General features: G+C 60.2%; 16 protein-coding genes. 9 read left to right on the top strand and 7 right to left on the bottom strand.

The genetic code is table 11. The features are described from left to right. Positions 1 to 10 precede the first annotated feature (10 nt). Positions 11 to 757: a sulfate transporter family protein gene (locus tag E8M77_RS15035; protein ID WP_137131771.1), complete on the top strand. Its 747-nt coding sequence runs from the start codon at positions 11 to 13 to the stop codon at positions 755 to 757. On the opposite strand, the gene nth is transcribed toward E8M77_RS15035, so the two are convergent. Next, a complete protein-coding gene (gene nth / locus E8M77_RS15040) occupies positions 710 to 1,498 on the bottom strand; it encodes an endonuclease III (protein ID WP_137131450.1) in 789 nt (262 codons plus the stop codon). The genes E8M77_RS15035 and nth overlap by 48 nt on opposite strands. Positions 1,499 to 1,522: 24 nt before the next feature. On the opposite strand from nth, the gene E8M77_RS15045 reads away from it, so the two are divergent. The 3 genes from E8M77_RS15045 to E8M77_RS15055 all read left to right on the top strand — a co-directional run bounded on the left by E8M77_RS15045 (position 1,523) and on the right by E8M77_RS15055 (position 3,584). Continuing rightward, positions 1,523 to 2,017 (top strand): DUF2244 domain-containing protein, encoded by a 495-nt coding sequence (locus E8M77_RS15045; RefSeq protein ID WP_137131451.1) that lies wholly within the window; start codon positions 1,523 to 1,525, stop codon positions 2,015 to 2,017. Positions 2,018 to 2,330: 313 nt separating this feature from the next. Further along, positions 2,331 to 3,215 (top strand): bifunctional helix-turn-helix domain-containing protein/methylated-DNA--[protein]-cysteine S-methyltransferase, encoded by an 885-nt coding sequence (locus E8M77_RS15050; RefSeq protein WP_137131452.1) that lies wholly within the window; start codon positions 2,331 to 2,333, stop codon positions 3,213 to 3,215. A gap of 63 nt (positions 3,216 to 3,278) precedes the next feature. Then, a complete protein-coding gene (locus tag E8M77_RS15055) occupies positions 3,279 to 3,584 on the top strand; it encodes a type II toxin-antitoxin system ParD family antitoxin (RefSeq protein ID WP_137131453.1) in 306 nt (101 codons plus the stop codon). Between the two features lie 370 nt (positions 3,585 to 3,954). Here E8M77_RS15055 and E8M77_RS15065 read toward each other — a convergent pair whose 3' ends face one another. Next, the gene (locus tag E8M77_RS15065) at positions 3,955 to 4,935 is read right to left on the bottom strand and encodes a sugar-binding transcriptional regulator (protein WP_137131455.1); all 981 of its coding nucleotides are present in this window, start codon (positions 4,933 to 4,935) and stop codon (positions 3,955 to 3,957) included. 179 nt (positions 4,936 to 5,114) lie between these two features. Here E8M77_RS15065 and tal point away from each other — a divergent pair, with 179 nt between their 5' ends. Next, positions 5,115 to 6,074, top strand: a complete 960-nt coding sequence (gene tal / locus E8M77_RS15070) for a transaldolase (RefSeq protein ID WP_137131456.1) — start codon at positions 5,115 to 5,117, stop codon at positions 6,072 to 6,074. A gap of 136 nt (positions 6,075 to 6,210) precedes the next feature. On the opposite strand, the gene lysS is transcribed toward tal, so the two are convergent. The 5 genes from lysS to E8M77_RS15100 all read right to left on the bottom strand — a co-directional run bounded on the left by lysS (position 6,211) and on the right by E8M77_RS15100 (position 12,962). After that, positions 6,211 to 7,707, bottom strand: a complete 1,497-nt coding sequence (lysS, locus tag E8M77_RS15075) for a lysine--tRNA ligase (RefSeq protein ID WP_137131457.1) — start codon at positions 7,705 to 7,707, stop codon at positions 6,211 to 6,213. A gap of 246 nt (positions 7,708 to 7,953) precedes the next feature. Further along, positions 7,954 to 9,411 carry a glutamate--tRNA ligase gene (gene gltX / locus E8M77_RS15085; RefSeq protein WP_137131458.1) on the bottom strand — a complete coding sequence of 486 codons (1,458 nt, stop codon included), beginning with the start codon at positions 9,409 to 9,411 and terminating at the stop codon, positions 7,954 to 7,956. 112 nt (positions 9,412 to 9,523) lie between these two features. Then, positions 9,524 to 11,296 carry an SLC13 family permease gene (locus E8M77_RS15090; protein ID WP_137131459.1) on the bottom strand — a complete coding sequence of 591 codons (1,773 nt, stop codon included), beginning with the start codon at positions 11,294 to 11,296 and terminating at the stop codon, positions 9,524 to 9,526. A 113-nt stretch (positions 11,297 to 11,409) separates the two neighbouring features. Further along, complete coding sequence (locus tag E8M77_RS15095) at positions 11,410 to 12,174, bottom strand: TerC family protein (protein ID WP_137131460.1); 765 nt, start codon at positions 12,172 to 12,174, stop codon at positions 11,410 to 11,412. A 119-nt stretch (positions 12,175 to 12,293) separates the two neighbouring features. Beyond that, complete coding sequence (locus tag E8M77_RS15100) at positions 12,294 to 12,962, bottom strand: TetR/AcrR family transcriptional regulator (RefSeq protein WP_137131461.1); 669 nt, start codon at positions 12,960 to 12,962, stop codon at positions 12,294 to 12,296. A 133-nt stretch (positions 12,963 to 13,095) separates the two neighbouring features. Between E8M77_RS15100 and E8M77_RS15105 the strand changes: the two genes are divergently transcribed. The 4 genes from E8M77_RS15105 to xylB all read left to right on the top strand — a co-directional run bounded on the left by E8M77_RS15105 (position 13,096) and on the right by xylB (position 18,573). Continuing rightward, positions 13,096 to 14,307, top strand: a complete 1,212-nt coding sequence (locus tag E8M77_RS15105; RefSeq protein WP_137131462.1) for an HlyD family secretion protein — start codon at positions 13,096 to 13,098, stop codon at positions 14,305 to 14,307. 30 nt (positions 14,308 to 14,337) lie between these two features. After that, on the top strand, positions 14,338 to 15,915 hold the full coding sequence (locus tag E8M77_RS15110) for a DHA2 family efflux MFS transporter permease subunit (protein WP_137131463.1): 1,578 nt from the start codon (positions 14,338 to 14,340) through the stop codon (positions 15,913 to 15,915). 150 nt (positions 15,916 to 16,065) lie between these two features. Next, positions 16,066 to 17,091 carry a LacI family DNA-binding transcriptional regulator gene (locus E8M77_RS15115; RefSeq protein WP_137131464.1) on the top strand — a complete coding sequence of 342 codons (1,026 nt, stop codon included), beginning with the start codon at positions 16,066 to 16,068 and terminating at the stop codon, positions 17,089 to 17,091. A gap of 27 nt (positions 17,092 to 17,118) precedes the next feature. After that, on the top strand, positions 17,119 to 18,573 hold the full coding sequence (gene xylB / locus E8M77_RS15120; protein ID WP_137131465.1) for a xylulokinase: 1,455 nt from the start codon (positions 17,119 to 17,121) through the stop codon (positions 18,571 to 18,573). The last annotated feature ends 82 nt before the right edge of the window (positions 18,574 to 18,655 follow it).

The raw sequence follows: 18,655 nt of genomic DNA on the forward strand, positions 1-18,655 counted from the left end.
CGTATTCCCGATGATCCTTGCTGCTGCCCGCCAATCGCTTGCCAATCTCTTTGCGCCGGAAACACGCTCCGTGTTCTGGAAAGTGCTGGGCCTGACCATTCTCGTTTTGATCGGCCTGTGGTTCACGCTGCGTGGCGTCTTCATCGCCTATGTCTGGCCCTATTTTGCCGAACTGTTGCCAAGCGTTCCGGATTGGGCCGGCTGGCTCACGTTCGTTTTTGCCATCATTGCCGGCATAGGCCTTGCCCTTCTTCTGGCGCTGTTGATTGCGCCGGTCACGGCGCTGATTGCCGGCCTGTTTCTCGATGATGTGGCCGAAGTGATCGAGAAGCGGGATTACCCGGCCGATGCGCCGGGTCATTCCATGCCGATGGGCCGCGCTATCGTCGAATCGCTGCAGTTTCTCGGCGTGGTGCTCATCGGCAACCTGATTGCGCTGATGCTGCTTCTGGTGCCGGGCGTCAACCTGATCGCCTTCTTCCTCGTCAACGGCTATCTGCTGGGCCGGGAATTCTTCGAATTTGCCGCTATGCGCTTTCGCCCGCCGCAGGAAGCCAACGCGTTTCGCCGCAAGCACAAGGGCACCGTGTTTCTGGCCGGCCTGCTGATTGCCTGCTTCCTTGCCATTCCCTTCCTCAACCTGCTCACGCCGCTGTTTGCCGCCGGCCTGATGGTGCATCTGCACAAGGCGATCAGCGCGCGCGATCTGTCATTCGCCCGTGTCAACGGCTTCCGCGCTGGCGAATTGCGGGGGTAGTTCCACGAGAGGCGCCGGCACGTCACTGGTCTTGGCCGGACAGCGACAGAGATCGGCGATCACGCAAATCTCGCATTCGGGCCTGCGTGCCTTGCAGGTATAGCGCCCATGCAGGATCAGCCAGTGATGGGCGTGGAAAAGATAGGCTTTCGGGATCACCCTGACGAGATTGTCCTCGACACTGTCCGGCGTTGTGCCGGGCGCCATCTTGATGCGGTTGGCGATGCGAAAGACATGCGTATCAACCGCCATGGTCGGGATGCCGAAGGCCATGGACATGACTACATTGGCGGTTTTTCGCCCGACACCGGGAAGCCGCATCAGTTCCTCGCGCGTCTTTGGTACTTCGGATCCGAATTCGTCGATCAGCATCCGGCTAAGCGCAATGACATTCTTGGCCTTGTTGCGGAAAAGCCCGATCGTTTTGATATGGGCGATGACGCCTTCTTCGCCGAGCGCCAGCATCTTTTCCGGCGTATCGGCAATCTGAAACAGCGCCCGCGTTGCCCGGTTGACGCCGACATCGGTTGCCTGTGCTGACAAGGCCACCGCAACGACCAGCGTAAACGGGTTCACATGCTCCAGCTCACCCTTGGGCTCCGGTCGCTGCACGGCAAAGCGGCGAAAGATCTCTTCCAGCTCTGCCTTTGAATAGGCCGTGCGGGCATGCCTGCGGCTTCTCGCCGCGCCATTTGACTTTTGTGAAGTTTGCATGTGGGATTGGGCCTTTGGAGTTGCCATATCGCTTCTATGACAAGCCACAGGATGGAAGGCAACGTGGAGAAAGACGACGAGCCGACGGTTTTTGCCGCCGAACTGACACCGCATCGCTCGCTGGGGCGGCAGGGGTTTCGCATCCTGCTTGCGCTGACCGGCATCTTCTGCCTGCTGCACGGCATTTTCTTTTTCGTCACGGGCGCCTGGCCGGTGATGTTCTTCTTCGGTCTCGATTTCCTGCTGCTCTGGGGTGCCTTCTGGCTGAACTATCGTTCCGGTCGGGCGCGCGAGGAGGTGACAGTGTCGCGCACCAGTGTGTCCATCCGCAAGATTTCGCCGGCGGGCCAGATGGTGGAGCATCGCTTCAATCCCTTCTGGGCACGCTTTCGGGTGCGCCGTCACCAGGAGTTCGGCATTACCTCGATGCATGTGACGGGCGAGGGGCGGTTGACCGATGTCGGCTCCTTCCTCAATCCCGATGATCGCGAGAGTTTCGCCAAGGCGTTTCGTGGCGCGCTGGCAATGGTGAAGCGGCGGATTTGACACTGCTGGGTTAACCCCCTCTGGCCTGCCGGACTACCGGGGTTGAGCCGCCGGTCTCAACCCGTCCTTCGGACCCCCCACAAGGGGGGAGACAACAAGGCGCCGGGGCAATTCCCGACCGGATAGTTCCAAAGCGTGATGATGCGCTCTTTTTGCATAAGGCTTTTGGTCGAGAGGGCGTGCTTCCTGCGTTCTCCCCCCTTGTGGGGGAGATGGCGGCAGCCAGAGGGGGTATTCCAAACTGCCACGCAAGAATCGGGTGGTGTCTGCCGCTCGCCCATGCTGAATTGATCCTCCTCAAGAGGACATGGCCATGAACGTCTTTTCGCCCGCACCCGGTTCCGCCACCGACATGACGCCGCAGGGCGATGATTATGCCGTGGTCAAGCAGGTGATTGAACTGATCACGCTTGATTATCGCGCGCAGCCCTCGCTCGAGCATATCGCGGCAGAACTCGGTCGGTCGCCGACGCAGTTGCAGAAAGTGTTTACCCGCTGGGCCGGGCTTTCACCCAAGGCCTTCCTGCAGGCGGTAACGCTTGATCATGCCAAACGCCTGCTGGGGCACGAGCAATTGCCGCTTCTGGAAACATCCTATGAAATCGGTCTGTCCGGTCCCGGCCGCCTGCATGATCTCTTCGTCACCCATGAGGCGATGAGCCCCGGCGAATGGAAGGCGAAGGGCGGCGGCCTGACCATCCGCTACGGTTTCCATGCCTCGCCCTTCGGTCTGGCGCTCGTCATGGCGACCGATCGGGGATTGGCCGGCCTTGCCTTTGCCGATGACGAGGGTGGCCGCGACGCCTGTTTTGAGGATATGGCGAAACGCTGGCCGAATGCCTCCTATATCGAGGACAGCGTCTCAACCGCACCCTATGTGGACCGCGCCTTCGATGCCGGACGCTGGTGCGCCGAAGAGCCCTTGCGCGTCGTTCTGATCGGTTCCGATTTCCAGGTGCGCGTCTGGCAGAGCCTTTTGAAGATCCCGTTCGGCAAGGCTGTCACCTATTCGGATGTGGCGCGCGATATCGGCCAGCCGACCGCCAGTCGCGCGGTGGGTGCCGCCATTGGTCGCAATCCGATTTCCTTCGTGGTTCCCTGCCACCGGGCGCTGGGCAAGAGCGGCGCTCTGACCGGCTATCACTGGGGGCTGACCCGCAAGCGGGCAATCCTTGGCTGGGAGGCGGGCAAGGCGTGATGGGGGCCTCTTGGCAGTCTGGGTCAATGTGCCGTACAATCATTCTGCAAGTGGAGACATGCCATGCCCAGTCATAAGGTTGTGTTGACAGACTACCATCAGGATATGATCGACCGCTTGGTTAAGTCGGGCCGTTTTGAGAACCCGAACGAGGTTCTGTATGAAGGGCTGCGGCTGGTGGAGCAGATGGAAGAATTGGACGCCGCTAAGTTGCAAGCCCTTAGAGAGGCGGCCCGTGTCGGTTTCGCCGATCTGGATGAAGGCCGATTTACCGATGTTGCGGCGGATGATCTTGAGGAGCATATCGCCAGATTGGGTGAGAGCGCACTAGAGACCGTGCGGCGGACCGGCGCGAAGGGCAATGGCTGACGTTCGTTTATCGCATGCGGCCGATGCAGACATTCGTAACATTCTCTTCAAAACCCACGAAGACTTTGGGTACGACGCGTATCTGAGGTACCGACGTCTCATAGCAACCGCTCTTCGAGACCTTGCTCTTGATTGTCGCAGACCCGGTAGCGTCCTTCGGGAGGATATAGCGCCCGATGTTTGCTGCTATCATCTCCGACACAGCCGCGAACGTGCGCGTACTGAAAGCGGTATCGTGCGCAGGCCCCGTCACCTGATTCTGTTTCGGCAATTCCGACCAGAACTCATCGGTGTTGGCCGCATCTTGCACGACGCGATGGAGGTCAGCCGACATTTGCCTTTGGACTTTGGTGATCTGTGAGGCTTAAAGCTAAATTTCCGCCAACCCCAGCAATTCCCGTGCCGCCGCCTCGTCGGTAATCAGCGTGTTGCAGCCGATGCGGCGGATAGTGGCGCGGATGGCTTTGGCCCGGTGCGCGCCGCCGGAGGAGAGCACGATATGCTTTGCCTTTTTCAGTGTATCGAGATCGACCGACATCACCCGTTCATTGATCGGGTGGTCGATGGTGCGGCCGTCGGCATCGAGAAAGTTGAACATGGTGTCGCAGACGCAGCCGGCCGCCACCAGTTCCTCAAGCGTTGCGTGGCTGATGAACCCTTCCGACAGGGACGTCGAGTGCGGGCCTATATCGCCGCAGGAGACGATGGCGAGGTCGAGGTTTTCGGCCAGATCATAGAGCGTCTTCAGCCCGCATTCCTCGATCAGCGCCCGCTTGGTGGCCACCGAATCCACCAGAAGGGGGGCAAGGAACATGTAGCATTCGGCGCCGAGCTGGCTTGCAAGCCGCCAGGTATAGTCGATTGGGTTCGTCTGGTGGACGGCCACAATGCCGCCGAGCAGCGAGACGACCTTGCAGTTTTCCCGCCGGGGCGGGCGAAAGCCGGAGAGCGATGCGGTCATGGTGCGGCCCCAACCGACGCCGATGGTCATGTCATTCGTCACCACTTCGGTGAGGAATTGCCCGAGTGCCAGGCCAACGGCTTTGGCAATCGCACCGGCATCAGAACCGGCCGGTGAGGGCACGACGACGGCCTCATCCAGCCCATAGGCCTTTTCCAGCTTCACGGCCAGTTCGACGCAATCATCGATGCCTTCGCTGATCCAGATCTGCACTTCGGCGCGCTTCACCGCCTCGTCCAGCATGCGGATGACGGTCGAGCGGCTGATGCCGAGCTTTTCCGCCACATCCTTCTGCGTCAGACCCTGGTTGTAATAGAGCCAGGCGGCGCGCAGGCGCAAGGATGCCGCTTCCGAGTAGGCGATATGGGTTTCGCGTCTGAGTTTCGCCAAGGCGGCGACCATCCTTCTTGCTTGCTGGTTGGTTGTGACTATCCGGCTGCGTGAAACAAATGTCAAATCGGATCGGCAAATGTCCTTGACATTTCACCGGTCGAGCGCAGATATGGTGCGTAATGGAGAATGAAATTTCTCCGACCATTTTTACCAAAAACACCCGAGGAAAGATCCGCATGGCCTCCAAACTCGAACAGCTCCGTTCCATGACCACGGTTGTTGCTGATACCGGCGATATCGAGGCCGTTGCGCGCCTGAAGCCGGTGGATTGTACCACCAATCCGACGATCGTTCTGAAGGCGCTGGGTACACCCATGTTTGCCGACGACGTCAAGGAAGCCGTTGCCTGGGGCCGAAAGCAGGCCGGTGGCGAAGATGCGGTGATTTCGGCGGTTGCCGATCGTCTGGCGATTTCGGTTGGCGCTGCTTTGTCGAAACTGGTGCCGGGTCGCGTCTCGACCGAAGTGGATGCCGACCTGTCCTTCGATACCGAAGCCTCCATCAAGAAGGCGCATGGCATCATCGCCGCCTACAAGGAGCGCGGCATCGAGCGTGACCGGATCCTGATCAAGCTTGCTTCCACGTGGGAAGGCATCAAGGCTGCCGAAGTGCTGCAGACGGAAGGCATTGATTGCAATCTGACGCTGCTCTTCTCCAAGGCCCAGGCGGTTGCCTGCGCTGATGCCAAGGCCTTCCTCATCTCGCCTTTCGTCGGGCGTATTCTCGACTGGTACAAGAAATCGACGGGTGAGGACTACACGTCCGAGACCGATCCGGGCGTCGTGTCGGTGCGCCAGATCTACAATTATTACAAGGCGAACGGCATCGAAACGATCGTCATGGGCGCGTCCTTCCGCAATGCCGGCGAAATCGAAGCGCTGGCCGGTTGCGACCGCTTGACGATCAGCCCGGCGCTGCTGGATGAACTTGACAAGGATCAGGGCACGCTGGTCCGCAAGCTTTCGCCCGACAACATTACCGAGGATGCCTTCCTGCCGATCGACGAGAAGACGTTCCGCTGGATGCTGAACGAGGATGCCATGGCGACCGAAAAGCTGTCGGAAGGTATTCGCGCCTTTGCCAAGGATCTGGTTGCGCTGCGCGCCATGGTGAAGAAGGAATTGGCTGCCGCCTGACCTCCGCGGCAGTCATCAACAAGAAACGGCCTGTCCTCCAAGACGGGCCGTTTTTTTATGCCCGACGGCTGAAACGACAAAGGCCGCGAGAGTTGCCTCTCGCGGCCTTTGTTCGTTCTGCAGTATGAGTCCGGCGTCAGTCCACCTTGTTGCGGCGGGCCGGAAACAGGATGATGTCGCGGATCGAGGGCGAATTGGTGAGCAGCATGATCAGGCGATCGACGCCGATGCCCAGACCGCCGGCGGGCGGCATGCCCTGGTCGATCGCATCGAGGAACTCGTCGTCCAGCTGCTTGTCCTTTTCGCCGCGGGCATGCGCCTGCTCCAGCTGCTCGACCATGCGCTTGCGCTGTTCTTCCGGATCGTTCAGTTCCGAAAACGCATTGCCGATTTCCCAGGCATTGCAATAGGTCTCGAAGCGCTCGACGAGGCGCGGCTCGCCCGGCACTTCCTTGGCAAAGGGCGAGATGTCCTTGGGGAAATGCGTCACATGGCTCGGCTGGATCAGCGTGCCTTCAACCTTTTCCTCGAAGATGAAGGCCAGGCATTCGCCCCAGGTCCAATCCTTCTCGACCGCAAAACCGGCAGCCTTGGCGGCGGTGCGGGCTTCCTCGTCGGTCTTCATGGACAGGAAGTCGATGCCGGTGACGTCCTTGACCGCTTCCGGCATCGGCACGCGCTTGAACGGACCCTTGAAGGAAATCTCCTTGTCGCCGAAGGTGAATTCGGTCGAACCGTGGATCTTCACGGCGAGTTCGGCAAACAGCCGCTCGACGAGGTCCATCATGTCCTCGTAATCGGCATAGGCCCAGTAGCACTCCATCATCGTGAATTCAGGATTGTGCCTTGTGGAAACGCCTTCGTTGCGGAAGTTGCGGTTGATCTCGAACACCTTGTCGGAGAGGCCAGACACCAGCGTGCGCTTCAAGAACAGTTCCGGCGCAATGCGCAGATACATGTCGAGCTTCAGCGTGTTGTGGTGCGTCTTGAAGGGTTCGGCGGTTGCGCCGCCATAGATCGATTGCAGCATTGGCGTTTCGACCTCCATGAAACCATCGGTTTCCATGAAGCGACGAATGCCGGAGACGATCTGCGAGCGCTGCTGGAAGCGCAGCTTGCTGTCGTCATTGGTCATGATGTCGAGATGGCGCTTGCGGTAGCGCAGCTCGATGTCGGAGAGACCATGCCACTTTTCCGGCATGGGCAGCAGCGACTTGGTCAGCATGGTGATCTCATGCGCGTTGATCGTCAGCTCGCCACGCTTGGTGCGGCGAACAACGCCCGTCACGCCGATGATATCGCCGATATCGATCAGTGCCAGCATATCGCGCGCGGCGTCCGGCGTCGTATCCTTGTGGGAAAAGATCTGCACCTTGCCCGAGGCATCGCGGATATCCATGAACATCCCGGAATTGCGCGAGGAATAGACGCGGCCGGCAACGGTGACGATATCGGTCGTCTCGACATCCGGCTCCAGCGCCTCATATTTGGCGGCAAGCTCGGCATTGGTCAGCGTGCGATGAAAATGCGCCGGGTAAACGTCGCCGATCTTTTCGCGCAGCAGCGCCAGTTTCTGGCGGCGCACTTCGGTGGCGTCGGAGGAGAGGGCGGTTTCGGTCTTCTGTTCGGTCATCGGTTTGCCTTTAAGGGCTATCTTTGTTGACGTTACCCCCCTCTGCCCTGCCGGGCATCTCCCCCTCAAGGGGGGAGGTCGGATGGAGCGCGCTCATCGGTCCACAATGACTGTCGCTTGCGAAGCATTCGACCTTCGTGACGGCGGAGGCGGCACCTCATGTGATCTCCCCCCTTGAGGGGGAGATGCCCGGCAGGGCAGAGGGGGGTATTCAAGAATGCCGCCGTCAAAGGCAGCATTCGACAATCATTTCTCTGCACCCACCATGGATGAAACCACAGTTGCGGCAATTTTGAGCCGCTGACGCACCACGGAGCGACCCAGAAGCGCCATAGAGTCAAACAGTGGCAGCGAGCGCTGGCTGCCGGACATGGCAACAAAGAGCGGCGGGGTGACGACGCGCAGTTTCTTGCCCAGCTTGTCGGCAATGGCGCGCAATTCCTGGTCGATGCTTTCCACCGTCCATTCCGGCATCTTTTCGAAATCGGCCTGTACGGTGTTGATGATTTCCAGCGTATCGGCCGGCGTCGTTTTCAAACCGGCAAATGAGGCAGGCGTCAGGCCCACATCATTGCCGAGCAGGAAGCCAGCGAGCTGCGGCAACTCGCCAAGCTTGGAAATGCGGCTCTGGGCAAGCTTGAGGCCTTCCGTCAGGCGCTGGTTTTCCGATGCCCATTCGAAGGTGCGAGCAATGAATTCCTCGGGCGTCAGCTTTTCGCGCAGCCAGCGGCCGTTCAGCCAGTCTAGCTTCTGGATGTCGAAAATGGCACCGGCCTTCGAGAGGTTGTCCGGATCGAATTTTTCGGCCAGATCGTCCATCGACAGCAGTTCCTCGCCTTCTGCGATCTGCACGAAGAACAGGCCGAGGAAGTTCATCAACGCTTCCGGCAGGTAGCCGAGCGCCGAATAATAGGAGATCGAGGTCGGGTTCTTGCGCTTCGACAGCTTGGACTTGTCGGCATTGCGCATCAACGACAGATGCATGAACTTCGGCTCGGTCCAGCCGAAATAACGATAGAGCAGGATGTGCTTCGGCACCGATGCCAGCCATTCCTCACCGCGCGCCACATGGGTGATCTTCATCAGATGGTCGTCGATGACGTTTGCCATATGATAGGTCGGCATGCCATCGGCCTTGATCAGCACCTGCATGTCGACCGAATTCCACGGGATCGACACGTCGCCATAGACGCCGTCGTTGAAGTCGCAGGAACCTTCCGTCGGGATCTTCATGCGCACGACGGATGCTTCGCCGGCATCCATCTTGGCGGTAACTTCTTCTGCGCTGTAGCGCAGGCAGAGGCCATCATAGCCGGGCGCCTTGCCGCTTGCGCGCTGGTCTTCGCGCATCTTGTCCAGACGCTCGGGCGTGCAGAAACAGCGAAACGCATGGCCCTTGTCCAACAGGTCCTGGGCATAGGGCCAGTACATGTCCTTGCGGTCGGACTGGCGATAGGGGCCGTAAGGACCGCCGACATCGGGGCCCTCGCTCCATTCAAGACCGGCCCAGCGCAGGGCATCGAGGACTTTCTGCTCGTATTCCGGGGTGGAGCGCGAGGCATCGGTATCTTCGATGCGTAGAATGAACTCGCCGCCCATCTTCTTGGCGAAGAGATAGTTGAAAAGCGCGATATAGACCGTGCCGACATGCGGCTCGCCGGTCGGGGAGGGTGCGATACGGACGCGGACGCCGGAAGTGGTCATGGGTGCCTGCTCGAACTGGAAAAGCGCTCAAAAAGGGCGCGATCTTGATTTCGGGATTGGCAGGCCTTAGCGCATATTATGCGGGAAGCGTCAAGATTTATGCGGCAATCCGTCAGTTCACCGGCCAGAACCACATCAAGGCCGGCACGCTGACCAGCACGATCAGCAGTGAAAGCGGCAGGCCCAGCCGCGGGTAGTCGGAAAACTTGTAGCCGCCGGGGCCCATCACCAGCGTGTTGCACTGGTGGCCGACAGGCGTGAGAAAATCCGATCCGGCACCGATGGCCACAGCCATCAGGAAGGCTTCCGGCCGGAAGCCGAGCGTCGTTGCAAAGCTGACGGCAATCGGCCCCATGACCAGAACGGTGGCGGCATTGTTGAGGAAGGGCGTCACGGCCATAGCGGTAATCATGATCAACGCGATGGCGCCGTAGGAGGGCAGGCTGTGGGCGGCAGCGCCCAGCCATCCGGCGATCAGTTCGCTACCGCCTGTCGTGCGCAGCGAATCCGAGACCGGAATGAGGGCGCCCAGCATGACCAGGATAGGACCGTCCACGGATTTGTAGATATCGTTGAGCGGCACTGCCCGGAAAATCGCCATGCCGAGTGCTGCGGCAAAGAAGGCGATGGCAACCGGCGCATAGCCGACGGCGGTGAGGATCATGGCCGCGGCCAGAATGAAGATCGGGATCAGCGCCTTGCGCTGCGTCCCAAGCATGACTTCCTGCTGGGCAAGCGGTAATAGGGCCAGATCCTGTAGTACCACCGGCAAGGTCGTGCGGCTGCCCTGCAGCACGATCACGTCGCCTTCCTGCAGAACGAGATCGCGCAGACGTTCGCGCAGTCTTTCGCCGCGACGGCTGACTGCGAGAAGATTGACGCCGCGCGTGTAGGACAGCGCCAGACTGCCCGCTGAAAGGCCGGCCACGACCGATTGACGGGAGATCACCGCCTCAATGGAGATGAGATCCTGCTGCAGCTTGCCGCCCTGCGGCAGTGCCTTGCCGGACAGTTTGAGTTTTGCGCCGGAAATCACCCGGTCGAGCACGACGGAACGGCCTTCCAGCACGATCGAATCGTCTTCGCGCAGAATAAGGTCCGGGAAGGGTGACATGCGGGTTGCGCCGCGCAGCACGGCAGTGGCGACCACTTCGTTTTCGCCAAGCTTCAGAAGTTCGCTCAGCGGCCGCCCCATGACGGTGGATGTGCCGCTGACGGTGGCTTCCGAGGCATAGTTGGATATCTCGACCGCCTCTTCGATGCTGCTGGATTGCTTGCGCCGCTCCGGTACCAGCCAATGGAAGAAGAGAAGAAAGGTCAGGCCGACCAGGGTAAGGATGCCGCCGACCGGGGTGAAATCGAACATGCTGAAGGGCGTGCCGGTCATTTCGCCGCGCAGACGTGAGACCACGATATTCGGCGAGGTGCCAATCTGCGTCATCAGGCCGCCGAGCAGCGCCGAAAACGCCATGGGCATCAGATAGCGCGAGGGCGATACGCCAGAGCGGCGCGAAAACTGCATGGCAATCGGCATCATGATGGCCAGTGCACCGATATTCTTGATGAAGGCTGACAGGACCGCCACGGCGATCATCAACAGGGCCAGTTGCGCCCGCATCGAGGTGAGGCGCGGGAAGAATTTCTTGATCGCCATATCGACGATGCCTGAACGGGCAACGCCGGCGCTGACGACAAGCGCGCTGCCGACGATGATGACGATATCATCGGAAAAGCCGGTGAAGGCGTGATCGACCGGTACGACGCCAATGGCGACTGCCACGACGAGCGCGCAGCAGGCGACCACGTCATAGCGGAAGCGATCCCAGATAAAGACCGCCATCATGCCGGCGATCACGGAAAAGGCGAGGATCTGTTGGGTGGTCATGTCGCTCCGGGGGAGGGGCGGCATCATCTGCCGCCGATGGGAGGATCCTTATCGTCGCACCTCAATACAATGGTGGTCGGAAAGTTCCAAGCCGCCGGCGGCAGATGTTGGCATCAATGCACGGTGTCGCGCTTCGACGCATCATGCTTGCGCTGGCGGGCATTGCGCGCCACCATGTTGAGCACTTCGACAAGCGCCGAAAACGCCATGGCGGCATAGACATAGCCCTTGGGCACATGGACGCCCATGCCTTCGGCAATCAGCGTCGTGCCGATCATCAGCAGGAAGGCGAGCGCCAGCATGATGATGGTCGGGTTCTTCTCGATGAAGTTGGCCAGCGGGTTTGCCGCCACCAACATTACGATGACGGCGGTGACCACGGCGATGATCATGATCGGCACATGCGGCGTCATGCCGACTGCGGTGATGATGCTGTCGACCGAGAAGACGAGGTCGAGGACGAGGATCTGGCCAATGGCTGCTGCAAAGGTGGTGCTGACACCCTGGCCGACCATGTCTTCCTTGTGATCTACCGGGTCCACGCTGTGGTGGATTTCCTTGGTAGCTTTCCAGACCAGGAAAAGGCCGCCGGCAATGAGGATCAGGTCTTTCCAGGAGAAGGAATTGCCGAAGACTTCAAATACCGGGGTCGTCAGCTGGACGATCCAGGCAACGGTGCCAAGCAGGCCAAGACGCATGACCAGCGCCAGGCCGATGCCGATCTTGCGGGCCTTTTCGCGGCTTTCGGCCGGCAGTTTGTTGGTGAGAATGGAAATGAAGATCAGGTTGTCGATGCCGAGCACCACTTCCATGACCACTAGCGTGATCAGCGCGACCCAGGCCGCCGGATCCTGAACAAGCAGCATAATGTCTTGCATGAGTGAGTTATCCCTTCGCGCCGCAGTGGATTGGGCTTTGTCAATTTAGATCGGCTGTTTAGTTTATCAACCGACAGCCGGCTATAGCCGAAGATGATGAAACTCATTTACCGGCGCAATCATTTTGGCGCCGGGCCATAGGCCGCCAGAAACACCTTGAGGCCGCTTTCCACGACACTTTCGATTTCCGCGCGCGGCGGAGGCGTGGGCATGTCGCCGAACAGCCGCATCTTGAGGAAGGAACCCGTCGTCAGATCGATATACTGGCGCGCTGCAAGTTTGACGTCGTCGATGCGCAGGTTTCCGCTTGCCATCTGGCGCTCGAGAAACCGTTCCAGCACGTTGCGGACGTTCAAGGTATCGTCGTGAAAGAAACGGCCCGACAATTTGGGCATGCGTGTTGCGACAGCAACCATGGTGCGCATGGCGAAGATCGTCTCCTGCTTGGTGACCTGTAGAGCAAAATCGATGCCGTAGCGGCGCAGACCCTCTTCTGCGGACTGGATATCGGCCAGAATATTTTGCATGGATTGGCCAAGCCGCAACCGTTCGCGCTCCATCAGGGCTGCAAACAGATCGTCCTTGTTCTCGAAATAGACATAGATCGTGCCCTTGGAGACGCCCGCCTCGCGGGTGATGTCGTTCATGCTGGCGGCATCGAAACCGACAGTCATGAAGACGCGCTTTGCCCCTTCCAGAATCTGGTCGCGCTTGGCGGGGTCTTCCCCTGCTGCAAAACGCCCCGCAGACAGGGTCGCCTCGCAAGAGGGTTGCTTCTTCTCCGGCATAATAGAACCTGATCTTAACCTTTTCGAACCGGTTGGTTCGATTGCGCTTGATATGTGCGATGGAACGAACTAAGTCAAGTTTCATTGAACCGATCGGTTCGATCCGGTCGTCTTTCTCGTGATGGTGATTTTCATGGCTCAGCCACACACTCCAGGTTCCCTGCGCGTTGTTGCACAGGATGTCGATGCAACGTTGAAAACAGATCCCGTGGCGGAAATGCCGGCGAGCGACAAGGCAGCTTCCGGTGCCGCGACTGCAGGCGATGCCGCGTCCGGAGCTACGGTTACGAAAAAGAAGCGCAGCCTCGTTCTGCCGGTCATCGTCATGGCGGTTCTGGGCGCCGGTGGCTGGTATGGCTATCAATGGTGGACTGACGGACGATTCATGATTTCGACGGACGACGCCTATGTCTCCGGAGATATTGCTGTGATTTCGCCCAAGGTCTCCGGTTATGTCGAGAAGGTCAATGTTGTCGAAAACCAGACGGTGAAGGCTGGCGATCCGCTGGTCACGCTCGACCAGGGCGATTATCGCATTGCTTACGATCAGGCGCAGGCGAATGTCGAAAGCGCCCGGCTTGCCGTGTCGCGCATCGATGCACAGATCGTTGGCGGTGAGGCGAGCCTGAAGCAGGCGGAAGCCCAGCGTGGCGCTTTGCAGGCAGCCTTGCGGGGAACCGAAATCACGCTGAAGCGTGCGACGGAACTGGTGGCGAAATCCGTTGGAACGGCGGCCGATCTTGACAATGCGCAGATCGCGCTGGAGCAGGCGCAGGCCAATCTGGCCGCGGGCGACGCTGCCGTCACGTCGGCGCAGGCCAATATCGATCTCCTGAAGGCGCAGCGTAACGAAGCGGTCAACACCGTGCGCCTGCAGGAACTGGCCGTGCAGAGCGCAAAGCGGGATCTCGATTTCACCGTGCTGAAGGCGCCGTATGATGGCACGATCGGCAATCTCTCGGTGCAGACCGGCGATCTCGTCTCGATCGGCAAGCGGCTGGCCTCGCTGGTGCCGATGAGCGACCTCTACATCGAGGCGAATTTCAAGGAAACACAGATCGGCCAGATCGTTGTGGGCTCCAAGGTGCACATCCATGTGGATGCCTATGATGGCCAGACGGTCGAGGGCACGGTGCAATCCATCGCGCCGGCATCCGGTGCCGTCTTCTCGCTGTTGCCGCCGGAAAATGCCACCGGCAATTTCACCAAGGTTGTGCAGCGCGTGCCCGTGCGCATCGCCATTCCGCGTGAGGAACTGGAGAAGGGTCGCATGCGAGCCGGTCTCAGCGTCGTGGCCGATATCGATAGCCGCACCGCCCCCTCTGGTTCAACCGCCGCCAAGTAAACGGTACGGCGCAGGCGAAGGACGACATCCATGGCTGCCATCACCGCGACAGCGGGCGCTGCGCCCATCGACCCTCCTGTGGAGAGAAGAAAGGTCATTGCTTTCTTCGCCATGGTGGTCGGCATGTTCATGTCGATCCTCGACATTCAGATCGTGTCGGCCTCGCTTGCCGAAATCCAGGCCGGGCTTTCGGCCGGATCGGACGAGATCGCTTGGGTGCAGACTTCCTACCTGATTGCCGAGGTCATCATGATCCCGCTGTCGGGAACGTTGGCCCGCATCGTTTCCACCCGCGTGCTGTTTACCGTCTGCGCCGGTGGCTTTACCATCGCCTCTGCCCTTTGCGCGACGGCCACCAATATCGAACAGATGATCGTCTATCGTGCCATTCAGGGCTTCATCGGTGGCGGCATGATCCCATCTGTGTTTGCGGCGGCCTTCACCATTTTTCCGCCCTCCAAACGCGCAATCGTCTCGCCGATCATCGGGCTGATCGCCACCTTGGCGCCGACCATCGGGCCGACTGTCGGTGGCTATCTCAGCCACGCCTTTTCCTGGCATTGGCTGTTTCTCGTCAACATTGTGCCGGGTATTTTCGTCACTTTGCTCGCCTGGACCTTCATTGATTTCGACAGGCCGCAGCATTCGCTGATGAAGCGCTTCGACTGGTGGGGGCTTGCCTCTATGGCGATCTTCCTCGGTTCGCTCGAATATGTGCTGGAAGAGGGCAACAACAAGGACTGGTTCAGCGACGAACACATCGTTCTGGGCACGCTTGCCATGGCGGTTGGCGCCGTTGTGTTCTTCTGGCGCGCCTTTAATGTCGAATTCCCGGTCGTTGACCTGAAGGCCTTCGCCAACCGGAATTTCGCCTTTGGCTCGTTGTTTTCCTTCATCATGGGCGTCGGGCTTTATGGACTGACCTATCTCTATCCGCTCTATCTGGGCCGTATCCGGGGCTATGATGCGCTGATGATTGGCGAGACGATGTTTGTCTCCGGTCTTGCCATGTTCCTGACGGCGCCTGTGGCGGGTATCCTGTCCACGAGGCTCGATCCGCGCGTGATGATGGCGATCGGCTTCTTCGGATTTGCCAGCGGCACCTATCTGATGACCGGCATGACGGCCGATTGGGATTTTTACGAGCTTCTGCTGCCGCAAATCCTGCGTGGCTGCTCGCTGATGCTGTGCATGGTGCCGATCAACAATATCGCCTTGGGAACGCTGCCTCCGCAGCGCATCCAGAATGCATCCGGCCTGTTCAACCTGACGCGCAACCTTGGCGGCGCAGTCGGCCTTGCCATCATCAACACCATGCTGACCCAGCGCACCGATGAACATTATGCCAGGCTTTCCGAGAGCGTGAATTATGGCAATCCCGCTGCTCTCGACTGGCTGGACAGCGTGGGAGCCAATTTCAACGCCTATGGCATGGATGGCACAAGTGCTGCCCTTGCCAAGCTGTCCGGCATCATCACACAGCAGGCGACCGTCATGTCCTTCATCGACGTGTTCATGGGACTGACCTTCCTGTTTGCGAGCCTCATCCTTCTGGTGATGATGATCGCCAAGCCGAAGACCGCGCCGCCGCCGGGCGCCGGTCACTGATTTTCAGAGATCCACCGCCCAGGAAGGGTCGTCGCGCAAGCGGCGGCCCTTCTTGCAAATTATCGGTCAGATATCGCAAAAGTTCTGTCAGGCGGCATTTTCTGATTTACGTACCTCAAATCCGGCGCTATGTCTCTTCGCGGAGGAGACATGAAGCCAACCGTCCACGATATTGCAGCCTATGCGGGCGTCAGCCTTGCCACCGTTGACCGTGTTCTGAACGGTCGCGCCGGCGTGCGCGCCGTGACGCGCGAGCGGGTGGAAGCGGCTGTTGCTGCCCTTGGTTTCGTGCGCGACATGGCGGCGGCAAATCTTGCCAAGAGCCGTGTCTATCACCTCGTCTTCATCCTGCCGGCCAATGACAATTCCTTCATGATCGGCCTTCGGGCGCAGGTGGAGACCATGGCGGCGCGTGCCGCGACTGAGCGCATGCAGATCGATATTGTCGACGTGCCGGCCTTCGATATCCAGGCGCTGGCGGCGGCGCTCGATGCGGCTTTAGCCTTCAAGCCCGATGGGCTTGCCTTCGTCGCCGTGGATGCGCCGGCCGTGCTGGACGCGGCGGAACGCGTGAGAACTGCAGGCATCCCGGTCGCCACGCTGGTGTCTGATCTCAGCGGTTTCCGTCGGGCGCATTTCTCCGGCATCGACAACAATGCTGCCGGTCGCACGGCGGGCACGCTGATGGGGCGCTTTCTGGCGGAACGGCGCGGGCCTGTTCTGCCTCTGGCTGGTTCGCTGATGGTGCGAGACCATCGCGAACGTCTCGAAGGGTTTTGTGCCGTGATGGCCGAGCGCTTCCCCGACCGCGTACTTTTGCCGGTCGTCGAGGGACGCGATGACCCGGCCGAAGCGGAGCGGCTGGTGACAGCAGCGTTTGACGCGCATCCGGATCTCGCCGGCATTTACAGTTTCGGCGCCGGCAATCGCGGCCTGATCCGGTCGCTGAATGCGCAAGGGGCCGGGCTGCGGCCGGTCGTCATCCTGCACGAACTGACCTCTGCCACGCGCGCTGCCCTGCTTGATGACAGGATTGACGCCGTTCTCAACCAGGATGCCGGCCATGAGGTGCGCAGCGCCATCCGCGTGCTGAAGGCAAAGGCGGATGGCGCAAGTGTTGTGGACGAGCAGGAGCGCATCCGCATCGATATTTTCCTGAAGGACAACCTGCCCTGAAGCGGCGGGACAAGGAGGACACCCCCTATGTATCTCGGTCTTGATCTTGGCACATCCGGCGTCAAAGCCATGCTGATCGATGGCAATCAGAACGTCATTGCCTCGGCAACCGGCGCGCTTGACGTATCGCGCCCTTTTCCGGGCTGGTCTGAACAGGACCCGGCCGACTGGCTGCGCGCCACTGAGGACGCTCTGGCCGGCCTGAAGGCAAGTCATGGTTCTGAGCTTGCTGCCGTGCGTGGCATTGGTCTGTCCGGCCATATGCATGGCGCGACGCTGATCGGTGCTGACGATGCGGTGCTGCGTCCCTGCATTTTATGGAACGACACCCGCTCGCATGCCGAGGCAGCACAGCTGGATGCCGATCCGCGCTTTCGGGCGCTCACCGGCAATATCGTGTTTCCCGGCTTTACCGCGCCCAAGCTCGTCTGGGTGAAGAACAATGAGCCGGATGTATTTGCCAAGGTGGCCAAGGTTCTGCTGCCGAAGGATTATCTGCGCCTCTGGCTGACGGGCGAGCATATCTCCGAAATGTCGGATTCGGCCGGCACCAGTTGGCTCGATACGGGCAAGCGCGCCTGGTCACCCGAGCTTCTGGCGGCAACCGATCTCACGCAAGAGCAGATGCCGCGCCTCATCGAAGGTACCGAACAGGGCGGCATGTTGCGTTCCGAACTCGCCTCCCGCTGGGGCATGGGATCGGGCGTCGTGGTGGCTGGCGGTGCGGGCGACAATGCGGCATCGGCCTGCGGCATGGGAACGGTGCGCGAAGGCCAGGCCTTTGTTTCGCTTGGCACATCCGGCGTGCTGTTTGCTGCCAATGGTGCCTATCTGCCCAAGCCTGAAAGCGCCGTGCATGCCTTTTGCCATGCGCTTCCCAATACCTGGCACCAGATGGGTGTCATCCTGTCTGCGACCGATGCGCTGAACTGGCATGCGCGGGTTACCGGTAAATCGGCCGGCGAACTTTCCGGCGAAGTGGGCGACATTCTGCGTGCGCCGTCTGGCGTTACCTTCCTGCCCTATCTGTCCGGCGAGCGCACCCCGCACAATGACGCGAAAATTCGCGGCGCCTTTATCGGCCTTGGCCATGAGACGGATCGGCCGGCGCTGACGCAGGCGGTGATGGAGGGCGTGACCTTCGCCATCCGCGACAGTCTGGAAGCGTTGAAATCCGCCGGCACGCAGATTTCCCGCGTCACGGCCATCGGCGGCGGTTCGCGCTCGCGCTACTGGCTGGCCTCGATCGCCACGGCGCTTGATATGCCCGTCGATCTTCCCGCCGATGGCGATTTCGGTGCAGCCTTCGGTGCGGCACGTCTTGGGTTGATTGCCGCCACCGGCGCTGATCCGCTTGCCGTCTGCACCGCGCCGAAAACCGCCGAGACGGTCGCGCCGGTTGCCGGTCTGACCTTAGCCTATGAGGCGGCATACGGTCGCTACCGCGCGCTTTATCCGGCGATCAAGTCCATGACGAACTGAAATTTCAAACGTCACCCCCCTCTGTCCTGCCGGACATCTCCCCCTCAAGGGGGGAGATCAGCAAAAGGCCAGTCCACCTTCT

Origin of the sequence: Rhizobium sp. FY34 (genome assembly GCF_005222845.1) — a bacterium.
Classification (GTDB): domain Bacteria; phylum Pseudomonadota; class Alphaproteobacteria; order Rhizobiales; family Rhizobiaceae; genus Neorhizobium.